8 protein-coding genes are annotated in these 13,774 nt (G+C 43.1%); 2 read left to right on the top strand and 6 right to left on the bottom strand.

All coding sequences use genetic code 11. The annotated features are described in order from the left end of the window. Positions 1-15: 15 nt before the first annotated feature. The 6 genes from C5749_RS12055 to C5749_RS12030 form a co-directional block, all read right to left on the bottom strand. Complete coding sequence (locus tag C5749_RS12055) at positions 16-810, bottom strand: rhamnogalacturonan acetylesterase (protein ID WP_245893747.1); 795 nt, start codon at positions 808-810, stop codon at positions 16-18. Further along, positions 807-1,565 (bottom strand): rhamnogalacturonan acetylesterase, encoded by a 759-nt coding sequence (locus tag C5749_RS12050; RefSeq protein ID WP_105726358.1) that lies wholly within the window; start codon positions 1,563-1,565, stop codon positions 807-809. Before C5749_RS12050 ends, C5749_RS12055 begins: the two co-directional genes overlap by 4 nt. Before the next feature lie 13 nt (positions 1,566-1,578). Next, positions 1,579-3,465, bottom strand: a complete 1,887-nt coding sequence (locus tag C5749_RS12045; RefSeq protein ID WP_219847974.1) for a rhamnogalacturonan lyase — start codon at positions 3,463-3,465, stop codon at positions 1,579-1,581. 20 nt (positions 3,466-3,485) lie between these two features. Continuing rightward, entirely contained in the window at positions 3,486-4,817 is a 1,332-nt protein-coding gene (locus C5749_RS12040) for a rhamnogalacturonidase (RefSeq protein ID WP_105726356.1), read from the bottom strand. 364 nt (positions 4,818-5,181) lie between these two features. After that, entirely contained in the window at positions 5,182-8,049 is a 2,868-nt protein-coding gene (locus tag C5749_RS12035; RefSeq protein WP_105726354.1) for a glycoside hydrolase family 2 protein, read from the bottom strand. Positions 8,050-8,170: 121 nt separating this feature from the next. Next, complete coding sequence (locus C5749_RS12030; RefSeq protein ID WP_245893746.1) at positions 8,171-9,235, bottom strand: GntR family transcriptional regulator; 1,065 nt, start codon at positions 9,233-9,235, stop codon at positions 8,171-8,173. A gap of 392 nt (positions 9,236-9,627) precedes the next feature. Between C5749_RS12030 and C5749_RS19545 the strand changes: the two genes are divergently transcribed. Both C5749_RS19545 and C5749_RS12020 read left to right on the top strand, forming a co-directional pair. Further along, complete coding sequence (locus C5749_RS19545) at positions 9,628-9,864, top strand: hypothetical protein (protein ID WP_146113747.1); 237 nt, start codon at positions 9,628-9,630, stop codon at positions 9,862-9,864. A gap of 203 nt (positions 9,865-10,067) precedes the next feature. Further along, on the top strand, positions 10,068-13,772 hold the full coding sequence (locus C5749_RS12020; protein WP_181151383.1) for a hybrid sensor histidine kinase/response regulator transcription factor: 3,705 nt from the start codon (positions 10,068-10,070) through the stop codon (positions 13,770-13,772). Positions 13,773-13,774 lie beyond the last annotated feature (2 nt).

The raw sequence follows: 13,774 nt of genomic DNA, 5'->3' as shown, positions 1-13,774 counted from the left end.
AGTATATATACCGAGTTATTTTTTCAAATACCTTTTCAATCCTATTTTGGGATTTTCTGCCATATAACCCGCAATTAATGAAGCATTTAGTTCTGCTCCCGCTTTCAAGGTATGGGTATGATCTTTGGGGCCAAAGAATAATCGCCCGATCTCTTCCTTTCCTCTCTTTTCATATTCCGCTACAATCAAATCTTCCAGTGGGATAAAAAACGTACCGGCTTGTTGGGCCGCTTCTTTTGCCCATACAGCATAATCCGATCGGATTACTTGATCCCCCTCCCATCGATTACGCGGTATCGGCGAGCAAATAATGGCAGTAGCTCCCTTGTCATGGATATTCTTTACAAATAAACGTAGATAGTATCCATAACTATAAACCATCTCGTTTTGCTTTAACAGGGGATTTTTCACCTCTCGATACGCATTACCATTCCCTTTGATCGTACCTCGCGCACGCAAGGTATCCACAATCGGGCTGGCATCGTTATGACCAAATTGCATAATAACGTAATCACCCGGCTGGATACTATCTAAAACTTGTTGCCATAATTTCGGATTGTTATAAAATGTCCGGGTGCTTGTGCCGCCCAATGCTTTATTCTGCACATCAATTTGTTGCGGGTTAAAATAGTCAGCGATAAAACTACCCCATCCCCACTGACCATTGGAGCCATCCCCACGCCCCGTCTTCACTGTAGAATCTCCAATGAGAAAAAGCGTAGGCTTGTCTTTCTTTTCGACAAAAGAGCATAAGCTCCACACCAATAAAACCACGGATAATCCTATCGTTATTTTGCTGTTGTACATCATTTTATATATTTCACTAACGGGTGTTGTATATTTTTCAATCCTGTTATAACCGAGGCTGCATTCTCCATGGCACCATCATAATTTGTATGCGTGTGGTCGCCTGGAAAGTATTTTGCCTTCACCTGTTTCGGTCCTATTTCATCGTATTTTTTGGCCGTAATTTCGTTCAGATCAAGGAAAGGCACATGTTCTTCTTCGGCAATCTGCCGAGCCCATAAACCAAAGTCTTGATTCGCGCGTTTCGTCCGTCCCTGTTCATCCCATTGATTTCGTGGAATCATAGAAAGTAGAATCGGATAAGCACCTATCTCCTTGGTCTCCCGTACAAAACGTCGTAAATTCTCGCCGTAGGTTCGTACTATTTCTGTTTCGCCATATCCCCAATCTAATGTGATAGAGTCTTGTCCGATTCCTCTTAACACTCCCCGATAGCCTTGTCGTGTCGTGTCTGGTTTACTCCCCTCGTTATGTCCAAACTGAATCAATAGGACATCACCGGGTTTCATATTTTCTTTCACCCGATCCCAACGACCTTCTTTACGAAAGGTACGCGTGCTCCGGCCAGCCATGGCATGGTTAGCCACCGTAATCTGTGCGGTATCCAAGAATTCCCCTAATAGCGAGCCCCATCCCCAGTATTCCTGATTGCTATTTCTCACCGTAGAATCACCAATCAAATAAATAGTCGGCCGATCTTGTGTTTCAAAAGAAACCAGACATACGGTTAATAATATAATCGCTAATTGCTTTATCATTTGCCTATAGCCCTTATTTTTTTGTTTTTAAATCTCGATCTGGCTTTACGATCCGTATGTCTGGCGCTTTAACCGGAAGTGCCATTCCGGTTCCAAGATAAAAGCCGGTATGCGGCGGTTGATTATAGGCTACATTTTGCCAGGCAACGCTTAAACGATATACGGGATCGTGCATCAATGTATACAAGCGATGCTCCGTCGGAATTGTCGTCGTATATATCCGCAGGGATTGGTTATCTTCCGACCGGAGGATAAGTTCTTCCCGCCAATCACCCAATATATCCGCACTCAAATTGGGTGTACTTTTCGACCCGTTAATCGATGCAGCACCTTCTGCTCGGAAAATCACGCCATCTTGATATTTTTCTATATAATTACGGTTCAATAATTCTCGACTCAGGTCGCCATCCCACCAGATCAGAAAATTGGTCGAACGGGGGGACGGTCCTACAGGGTTTCCTTTCATATCATACATCACCTTGGAGCCTAACCACCACATGTAGGCACCTCGATTGTTAGGATCGATATTGGCTGCTACACCTCGTCCTACGTCCTGATCAATACCTCCTTTGAAAAGCACTTCCCCCGTTTTCGCATCACGAAGGGCTGCTCCTATCTTTCTACGTTCATGTATGCCAAATACTTCCAAACCCGGACGGTCGGGGTCTAAATCGGTTACATGCAGTGCATCTCCATGCCCTAATCCTGTTGTATATAATCCGGTACCATCATTATCGATGCACATCGCACCGAATATAATCTCGTCTTTTCCATCGTCGTCGACATCGGCAACTGCCAGACTGTGATAGCCCTGTCCAGCATAGGGATGTTTACCCGTTTGCGTATCAAAAACCCATCGGCTTATTAACTCCCCATCTTTAAAATCCCAAGCAGCTAATGCCGTTCGGGCATAATAACCCCGTGTCATAACCACACTAGGGTTCTTTCCATCTAGATAGGCAATAGCTGCCAGATAACGCTCCGACCGATTCGCCCGGGTGTCTCCCCAGGAGCGCAGATCACCTCGTTCAGGCAAGTAATCCACGGTACTGATCGCCTTTCCGGTGCGTCCATCAAAAACCGTAAGGTATTCGGGACCATTTAAAATTCGACCGTAGGTAGACGAGTTGCTGTCGGTGTCACGCCAGTCCGCATCCGCATTGCCTATTACTTCCCCGAGTCCATCCCTCGTACCGTCCGCTGTTTTGCATACAAATTCCGCACATCCGTCGCCATCTAAATCGTATACCATAAATTGCGTGTAATGGGCACCCTCCCGGATATTTTTTCCGAGATTGATCTCCCATAGAAAAGTACCATCCAATTTATACGCCTGAAAAATCGGATCAGTCGTTATACCGTTATGGGAATTGTCATGTCCTTTTCCGGTTTGATGTATAATAAGCTCGTAAGCACCGTCGCCATCTAAATCGCCTACCGATGCATCTCCTGGTGTATACCCCGCTGGCGTTCGTAACGGAATCTCTAAATATTGTCTTACCGGTGTACCCTTGCTAAGCTTTAGCTCAGCCTCTCTTTTTTCCTGCTGATTTTGAAGACTGACCAAGGTATACGTTACATCCTTTGCTAAATCGACTTGCTGGTCTTCAAAGTTTGTCCCTTTCGTCAAAGGCTGATCGGTAAGGCGGACCTTTTTTCCTTCTCCATATTGACGGTAAAGATGAAAAGGCAGGTTGTATTCATCTGTTGCAAGCAAACGCCAGCTGATGAATGTACTATTATCCGATGTTTTAACAGCTACCAGACCCCGATCCAAGCGTTCCATTAGACGTTGTGCCAAAAGCGGGATCGATATAAGGACAACAACTGCCATCAGCATGGTTCTTTTCAGACTTTCCCATAGGTGGCCCAGGTCCCTATCCGTTGTTACGTTCTTCATATTAGGTTTATTCTTTAACGTTATTTCTGTGCAACTTCTTTGCCGTTTACAACCACGTTCTTCAATGTAAAGTTTTGAATATAATCTTGGTTGATATGTGGTCTTTTCGCTTTGATATGCATATTTTCAAAGGTGAAGTTGGATAATTGATACTGATTAGCGTTACTCACGTCGAATAGTACGTCACACTCGAGTTCTATATTACGGAGGACGATATTTCGCGCATAGGAAAGTTTAATGCCCTCTTCCCCTTTGAGGTCGAAAAACTGGGTCCAAGGACGGATAAACAGCATGATGTCTGCCGTTCCTTTGACATTCTCAATTAGGATATGTTCGTATTCTTGGGGCGTGTCTGGACGCATTTTTAGCTGTAACATCCGTTTCGCGCCATCGAGTGTATTGTTCCGGTAGATCACGTTGTAACTATGGATAGATTCACTTCCGCAGGTTAATGTGCTATGGCAGAAGCCAAACGTACAATCTTCAATAATAATATTATAATTGGGTCCATTGTTCGGGTCTTTGTCTGCCGTTGGGCCTTTGCCACCTTTTAAAGCAATAGCATCATCGTTAACCGACATGTAACAGTTTTTTATCAGCACGTTATGGCAGTCGTCCAAATCAATCGCATCCGAACTCGGTGCCTTAACTGGCTCTTTTGGAGCCGTAATATGCAAATCGATCAACTTCACATTTTCACAACGATAATAATGGGAAGTCCAAAAAGGAGAGTTTTTCATATGTATGCCAGACACCTGTACATCTTTGCTATTGGATACGTAGAGAATACGTGGCCGCATTTCATCTTTATTAGTACAATCTGGATTAAATTTGCGACGAAGCCAAAAAGCTTTCCAATAGCGGAGTCCATTTCCGTCTAATGTACCTTTTCCGGACACGGTAAAACCATCCACTTTGTCCGCGTTAACCAAAGCCGCAAAATACTTGACCGTTTCGCCTTCTATACGCGTCGTCAATAGCTCAAAATGACTGATATCATCGCTTCCTTTCAACACGGCTCCCTCCTCCAGATGCAAATGGGTCTTCGGTTTGAAAAACAAAGAACCACTTAGAAATATACCTTTCGGTACTACCACAACTCCACCTCCGGCTGCGTGCGCTTTGTCTATTACCGCTTGAATCTTTTCTGTTTGAAGTAGGGTACTATCTTGCACAACACCAAAATCCGTAATACGGTATGATTTCCCTAATTTATCTATATGTGTAGGTTCTACTTTTTTAAACCAATCGGAGACTGCCGTTCCATCTGGAAATCGATCTTGTCCTTTGACCAGATGCGATGAAGTCAGCGCTATAAATAACACGGCAATTATGAAGATTCTGTTGTTCATCTGCTTATTTTTTGTTTATGGTTATAAAGTTGAAACGTAGGTTCTCTACCTTTCGGTCAGCTTGCCAGCTTTATTATCGTTTAACTTTTTATTTATCATCCCTAAACTATTAACAAATAGCCGCGTGGGCAACCTGCAGTGTCCTGTTTGAACAGCGTAAAGCGGCAGATAATGTGATATTTTTGATAGAGAAAGTTATATATCGCATTTATAGGCCTATGTAAAAACTTTGTTATGGCATTAACAATGAAATACCGTACCATCGTTCTATATAAAAAAGTTGGTCAACATTCCTATTGACCAACCAAGCTAAACTTAACTAAACTAAAAACTAAATCGTATCTTAACAATCTTTAAACCGTAACTAATCGGTCAAGATGTTCTCTTTAGGCATAACAAACTGTGTATTTTCTTTTTCGCCTCGAGGTGTTCCAAAATAGAAATAGAGTGTACGGGCTACCGGTTTATCCAGTACCATCATTTCGCCCGCCGGACCATTAACCTCTGGTCTGTTATTGATGCCCATAGCCAATTTAGTACCGATGGCCGGGATAACATCTAAAAAAGAGATATCGCCGATAGGAAGCTCCGGATAGTGCTTCGGTCCAGAAATACCATAAAAATCGAATAGACGCAGGTACATATCGTCCTGCTCGGTGGCCACAAGGAATTTGCCCTGTGTGGTATTAAATTGTACCCAGCTTACATCGGAAAAATACCCTTTAAATTCTGGAAATTCCCAAGGGCCAATGCCTGCTCTGGAATCGTTATACATATTTTCCCAAGTGTTTAAGGTCACGCCTTGCATTCGGTTTTTCCAAACCCGATACGGTCCGTTGCCTAGCCACTTCGCCGTGATGATATAGTTCTCCGGAAAATTAAAGCTGACTCCAGCATAAGGACGCTTTCCGTCCATCTGGTAGCTATAATCTAGTTTTAACCATCCATCGGGTTGCATTGTCCAGCGTATATAATCCAATTGACCATCGAAGGTAAACTCCACTATCTTATTTTCGCCTACCGAATTCGTCTTTACATCGTTCAACGTGTATTCTCCGTCAATCAGGAGCGGACCATCTCGGAGAGCTAGCTTCATACTATAATCGTTTGCTAAATCAACCAACAAACCTGTTTCTTTTGCTATAAAAGCAGTAATACCATTGGCCTTCAATACATAGTGTACACTATCCTCTGTCAGCTCTACCATAGTCGCAGTTTTTACGGGCAAGATGTCTTTCGTTATCGAAGCATTATCCCGAACGCGCCAAGACCAAGTATATATTTCTTCGCCGTGCAGATCAGTGGCTGTTAACAACAACGCGTCGTAAGCTTTCCAGTCGTCCGGCAAGTTCAGTTTTAAGGTGCCTTTTCCCGTCGGTTTTATGGCTGGTGCCGCTATAGCCTGTATCTTTTCATCAGCTATCCCTACGGCATCGGCGTGCGGTTCCTGGTATTTAACCAGCCTATATTCAAATGTACAAGCCGAAAGATCCGTATGATGATAACGATTCTCTACTTCAATGTTTCCATCGAAACCAGCCGGCAGTTTTTTTAGCTTAATATGAACTGGGGAGAAAATCTCTTTTATAGCAAAGAAACTCCCTTCCTTTTGTCGGTAGGGTCCTAAAATACCATCTGGGGCATTTACTCGGTTCACATCAATCGTACCGTTAAAATCTGTACGCACAATACCTTCGTCCGCAAAGTTCCAGATAAAACCACCGGCCCCAAGCTTCGCTCCCCAATGTAATTCCCAGATGTCCGCTAGTCCGGCTGCAGCTCCACCATCATCCTGTGCATGTAGAAACTCGGTCGTCATAAAAATATTGGGTCCTTCGAGTATTTTCTTTGTCGAGTAAAAGTCTTCATAATGGTTGCAGTCTATTCCATTGAGTTCGTTTCCCGGCCGATGGTGGGCATGAATCACCGTGCGTGCGGACAGATCATATTTTGCATATTCATCTACCAATTCTTTATTATGGCCGCCTTCGTTACCATTGCTCCATAAGATGATCGACGGATGGTTTACATCACGTACGACCATCTCTTTTACTAATTTCTTTCCGACGGGTGTTCCGTATGCTTTTTGCCAACCGGCGAGTTCGTCTAATACGTACAGACCCAATGAGTCACAATATTCCAGAAACGATTTGTCCGGTGGATAGTGCGAACAGCGTACGGCGTTCATATTCATCTCTTTGATGAGTTTCACGTCGTTCAAATCCAATCGTCGGTTTACAGAACGGCCTGTTTCTGGCCACCATACGTGGCGATTTACCCCTTTCATTTTCACCTTCATCCCATTCACGTATATGCCGTCTCCTTGACGTACCTCGACTGTGCGAAACCCAAAACGTTCTGTTGTTTGGTAGCTGTCTCCACGGTCATTCGTTAATGTAAATACGGCATGGTATAAGTCAGGTGTTTCTGCGGTCCATAAATTTGGTTGGTCTACATTCAGCGTCACTGATCTCACCGAATCAGAAGATGCTAGCTGGATACTTTTTGTTCCCATTACATGGCCGTCTTTATCTTTCAAGTCTACCCGTAAAGTTGAATTTTCCTGAATCTGTTCTAAATAAACATTGCTCCTAAATGAACCGTCTGCCTTGGCATCAATGGCTGTCCAACTAATATGAGCTTTGGGTGTCGCTTCAAAATACACAGGCCTATATATACCTCCAAAAATCCAATAGTCTGCTAACCGTTCTGCATTATTTACGCTGTTATCTGCAGACATCTTGGATACAGTTGCCTCTAACACATTATCCTTGTCGAAGAATACTTTGTCCGTAATATCATACTTAAACCGATAGAAAGAACCCTGATGGATATCGCCAGCCGATTTCCCGTTAATCACCACTTCTGTATCTGTCATTGACCCTTCAAAAACGAGGGAGATCTTTTTGTCCTTCCAGTGTGCGGGCACTTTAAATGCATGACGATAAATTCCTTTTTCATCATGAAAACGAAAATTCTTGCCATAGGTCACATAGTCTCGTCCATAATTATAGGCTCCAAAGCCCTGTTGCTCCCAATGACTAGGCACAGCAATTTTTGACCACTTCCCGGCTTTTCTTCCCCCTGTTACCCAAAAATCCCATTCCACGGTATGTTCGTTATCCGTACCAGACAGGTATTGTACTTCTTTTGCCAGCTGTGCATAACCAGGAAAGACAACGCACAGAAGAAGTGTGCAGACGATATATATATTTATTCTATTTGAAAACATAGGTTTAGTTCATTGTTTTAAAAGCAAGGCTAAACTACAAAACAAAATATGGCTTTGCATCCTGCGGCATCCTGTCGTCATCTGTTCAAAAACACAACTCATCTCTTATAACTCTTTATCCCTATACGGAAGCACGCAGTACCGTGTAAAAGGGTACCTCCAGACGGCTTGTTAAGCCATCTAAAATACTGGTAGCCGCATATTCCCCCATTAGACGAAAATCGGTCGAGATCGTAGTAATACCATTTAGTATGAATTTTTTGAGCGGAGTCTCATTATAGGAAATAATCCCAATATCTTGCCCTATTTCCAGTCCCTTCACACTCACCTTATCCAGTAAATGAAATAAGTCATCTTCGGCCAAGTTGATATAACATGTTCCTTTTTTTATTTGCTCTTCTTGCAAATCGCCGACCAATAGGTGATCAAACGCGTATTCTTGGCAGAATTTATAAAAGCCCTTAATGATAGCTTTCGGATAGTCGCTATTATCCGGAAATACCAATTTAAGCATACTATATTTGGAGAGCGGCTCCCGAATCGATTCTAGGGCATCGTATATATCTCTCTCGTGATTTTCACAAACAATCGGAAAATCTCCTTGGACACCTTCAACATCCCGCCCCAACAATAACAGCTTGTCGGTTGGGATAACAGACAGTACTTCTGCCGCTTTTTCTCTCCCCTCCTTAAAGTAGGGAAAAATCACATAATAATCATACGGCTGCGATAGGTTTTGCAATAGCGTACGTAACTGAGTAATATCACTATTGTATACAAAGAGATCTATAGAAGCTTCGTTTCCTAATTTGGTTGCTAATGCATCGTAAACAATCTTCTTGTGTGCGCTTAACTTGTTTAAAAACACAGCTGTCCGCAAGCGAAAAGATTGTTCTTTAGCAACAAAATAGCCCTTCCCCGGAGAAGATTTAATGATCTCTTCCTGACGTAGTTTACGGTATCCTTTCTCTACCGTATCCCGTGCAATTTGCAGTTGATAACTTAAATCATTAATAGACGGAAGTGCATCCCCAATTTCAACCACCTTTTGCTTAATAGCCTCGACAATAGCATCGGCTACCTGCACGTATTTAGGTGTCGCAGAAAAATCGTTGATCTTAATCATCTTAATGAGTGCGGCATTTATGGTACCGCGTGCACGCGAAGAAATATATAATGTTTCCATGTTACTATAATTTAAGGTTGGTTAACAAATCCTATTACTTTATTTACATGATGTTTAGCTTACAGTTTATATATTAGGCCATTCTATACCGTTACATTTACACATGTAAAGTTGCCGTTAGCTTAAAGCAACCGGTATGGTGATCAGCGTATTACAAAGCTATCGCAGTCCGTGAAGCCTAGGCAGTAAAAATTGCTCAAATTCCCGGTAAAAACGTCTCAAATACCACAAAACAGTCTTTAACGTGAAAAAAGAAGGTTTTCTTTATGCAACTTTTTTTAGAAAAAAGTTGCTCAAAAAAGCGTCGCTGAAAACCTTTGGCATTTGGGATAGTGCTAAAAAGGGTATTCTTACAGTTGCCAAAGCTTTTGAGGCGACATCAAGGGTTAAGGATGGATTGGTACAATCTTGCCAGCGGTTTGGATTCCGGTCGGTTATTGCTAGCGTGCGGAACGGCATCAAGGTCTCCTTCCCAGTGGCGGGCAGACAGGGACAATGCTTGGGGTTTTGAGCGAGGGGTAAGGCATGACAATCATGATCGAAACCCATCCCAAAGAGTTTCGATCGCGATTATAGCCTTGACAGGCATTTTCCCGGTGTGGGATGGGCTTGTGCGACAGGCCACCTGAAGGAGACGAAGAGTTTTTGCCTCCTTTTTGCTCTCAAAAAGGAGGGCCATGCCCTGGCAAAGGGCAACCGAGTATGCGTCAGCCAGTAGTCCAGACAGGACGGGACGGAGTTATTATGCTTTTTTTGTACTTTAGATTATTATATTGAGGCAATGCTAACCGAAGGTATCACCATTATCAAAACAATTGTATTTGTGCTCCTGATGAGCATAAGATTACCTAGCTATGCACAATTTCTGCAACTTAAGTTTGACCACATTACATCCGAAAACGGCCTACCTCAAAGTACTATACACGGCATTGCAAAGGATAAACATGGTTTTATGTGGTTTGGAACCTGGTCAGGACTTTGCCGATACGACGGGTACAATATACGTGTCTATCGGTATGACGCCCATAACCCAAAGAGCTTAATCAACAATCGTATACACAATATTTTAGCTGACAAAAACGGTGATTTATGGATCTCGACGTTCGATGAGCAGTACCTCTGCCGTTACCGTTATGAGACCGATGATTTTGAGCGTCTCCCCATAACAGATTGTCCGCCGGAATTAAAAGATAAAATAAACCGGCGTAACCACCGTCTTCAGGTTAGCTTCAGCTACCAAAAAACGCGGTGGCATTTGGATAACCTCTCTACCACATTAGTGGAAACACATCTTCCCTCAGGAAAGCAGAAAACCTACACGGTTGACGCGGGGAATCCTTGGTCTATAAATGATGCTTATGTCAGCGATATTTTTTTAGACGACCAACAGGTTATCTGGTTAGGGACCTATAGCAACGGTATCAACCGCAGCTATCTTGATGCCAGCCCCTTCCATTACCTTTATCATTATCCCGACCGTGCCAATTCCCTTGCCGAAAACATTGTGCGATCTATATGTGAAGATCAACAGGGAAATCTCTGGGTGGGGACGCGCAGTAAAGGTGTGACGCTGATCAGGAAAGACGGGAAATACCAACATTTTCAACATGACCCTGCGTCCTCACACGCCATTCAAAGTAATTATATCAAGAAAGTATTCTGTGATTCGGATGGCTATATCTGGATCGGAAGCCAAAGTGGGTTAGATCGTTACGATCCTCGTGGGGAAATCATCGAGCGAATCGGACTTTCAGCCACATTAAATGCTGGTGTATATGGCATGGCGGAAGATGCTGATGGGGATATATGGTTAGCAACCTGGAATGGCATTTCCAAATTCGATCGCCACAATCACAAAATAGAGACGTTCGATCTCGGCAGCGTCCTTACAGAGCAACACGTATGGACTATCTTTATCGACAGTAAAGGACAAATTTGGGCGGGGACAGAAGGAGCAGGTATATTTATTTTTCGAGAAACAACCGACGGAAAGCTGAAACTTAGCCGGGCGCTAAATCATGGAAATCCGACTTCTACTCCTTTAAGTGATAACCGTATATACAGTATATTTGAAGACAAAGAAAATCGTATATGGATTGGGACGGGTAATGGACTCGATTTTTATGACCCTAAAACGGGAGGGGTGAATCAGCTTTCTCAGCTTGGAGATCTTTGGCCGAAAGGGACCATAGCTGGCGTTACCGAAGACAATAACGGCTTTATTTGGGCTAGTCACAAGCAAGGCATATCGCGAATAAATAAAAAGACGCTCGATATTCGTACATTCTCAAAGCAAGACGGCTTACAAAGTAACGAGTTTTCGGACGGCGCCGTGTACAGAAGCCTTCAAGAAAACAGGCTCTATTTTGGAGGCAACAAGGGGATAAATCATTTCTGTCCGGATAGTATACGCACCAATAAGACGCCGCCTAAAGTTGTCTTAACCGAACTTCGCATTCTTAACCAACCGGTAGAGGTTAACCAGCAAATCAATGGCCGAGTGGTGCTGCAGCAGCCCCTTTACCTGAGTCCGTCCATTACACTTACCTATGAAGATAAAAGTATCAGTATTGAATTTGCAGCGTTACATTTTGTTAACCCTGCGGGGAATCAATATGCCTATATGTTGGAAGGCTTTGATAAGGATTGGATATACAGCGATGCCAATAAAAGAGTAGCCAGCTATTCCAACTTGGCTCCCGGGAATTATACTTTCAAAGTAAAAGCATCTAACAGCGACGGCGTATGGTCTACTACTCCAACTGAACTGTTTATTTCCGTTGCCCCCGCTTTCTGGGCTAGCACAGAAGCTTATATCGTTTATGCACTCATCTTCCTGTTATTATTGTACATGTTTTATTATTACATTACCCGATATGCAAAACTAAAATCGAAACTCAATTATGAAGCGATTCTCCACGAAAAAGAGCGAGAACTCCACGAAAGCAAGGTGCAGTTTTTTACAAATATCTCCCACGAGATAAAAACGCCGCTTACCTTAATACTTTCCCCGATACAGCAACTAAAAACCTGGACAGAACAAGATTTTCAGATTCAAGAGCAGCTCCAAACGATGGAAACGAATGGTCAACACCTTTTAAAAACGGTCAATCAATTATTAGATATACGTCGTTTTGAAACAGGAAACGAAGAGCTCCATATTGAACAAACGGAGCTTCTCTCCTTGGTACAAAAAGTGGTCAATTCGTTTTCCCAGCAAGCCCGTCAAAAGAAAATCCGGTTGAGGGTGGTTTCGTCAAAACCAGAAATCTATGCGACACTCGACACTGATAAAATGGAGAAAGTACTTTACAACCTCTTATCAAATGCCCTTAAATTTACCGACAGCGGCGGTATGATCAAAGTCCGTGTCCAGCAAGATGATGAACATTTACGCATAGACGTTATAGACAACGGGAAAGGTATTTCTCCCGAGGATCTCGATCGTATTTTTAAACCTTTCCTTCAGGGTCGATCTACCGTTCCGGGGGGTACCGGACTCGGACTAAGCTACAGCAAAACGCTGGTAGAAATGCACGGGGGGAGGCTGATCGCACAAAGCCGTACCAATACCAAGCGAAATAATTTGACGATATTTCGTATTATGTTACCTATCGTGCAAGATAGTACGAGTACGAATGCGGCAGTGACAGAAAAGGCCCCTCCTACACATGGTAATGGCCCTGCTCCTACAATATCGACGGAACTATCGAAAGACAACTTAGAACAACTTCCGCTATTACCACGAAAATGCACGTTACTTCTAGTAGAAGATAACGACCAAATGCGGGGCTATTTAGCGAAATTCTTTCGTCAGGATTATGACATACTGGAGGCAACCAACGGTGAGCAGGGGCTAAAGCTCGCCAAAAGACATGTGCCTGACTTGATTATCAGCGATGTCATGATGCCCAAGATCGACGGCATATCCTTTACACGCCAGGTAAAGTCTGACATTTTGCTGCGGCATATTCCGGTTATCCTCCTCACTGCCCGGACTTGGGTCGAATATGAGGTGGAAGGATTGGAAACAGGAGCAGATGATTATATGGTCAAACCATTTCACTTGCCCATCCTTGCATTAAAAGTACGGAACCAACTCTTAACACGTTTTCATATACAAGAAAAGTTCAAACAACAGGTTACTATTGAACCAACAAAAATAAATCCTCGATCGCCTGATGAAGTACTGCTTCAAAAGGTGTTGCTCTATATAGAAGCACATGTACAGGATTCCGATTTAAAAATTGATGATGTTTGCCAAGCAATCGGGCTGAGTAGGGCACAGCTTTACCGTAAGATGAAGGCGTTGACAGGTTATAGCATGAACGATTTAATCAAAGAGATCCGATTGAATCGTGCACAACAATTGCTACAAGACCAGAAATTTCAGATCAATGAAATCGCTTATATGGTTGGGTTTAATGACCCTGAGTATTTTAGAAAAACCTTTAAAGCAAAACACGGATGCTCCCCGAGTGCATATGCCAAACAACATTATTCAATTTCAAGCGATTTCCCACAGGACGGCACATAACG

Source organism: Sphingobacterium gobiense (assembly GCF_002980575.1).
GTDB lineage: Bacteria > Bacteroidota > Bacteroidia > Sphingobacteriales > Sphingobacteriaceae > Sphingobacterium > Sphingobacterium gobiense.
Note: the sequence above shows the minus strand (reverse complement) of the source record. Positions and strands in the feature narration are given on the sequence as shown.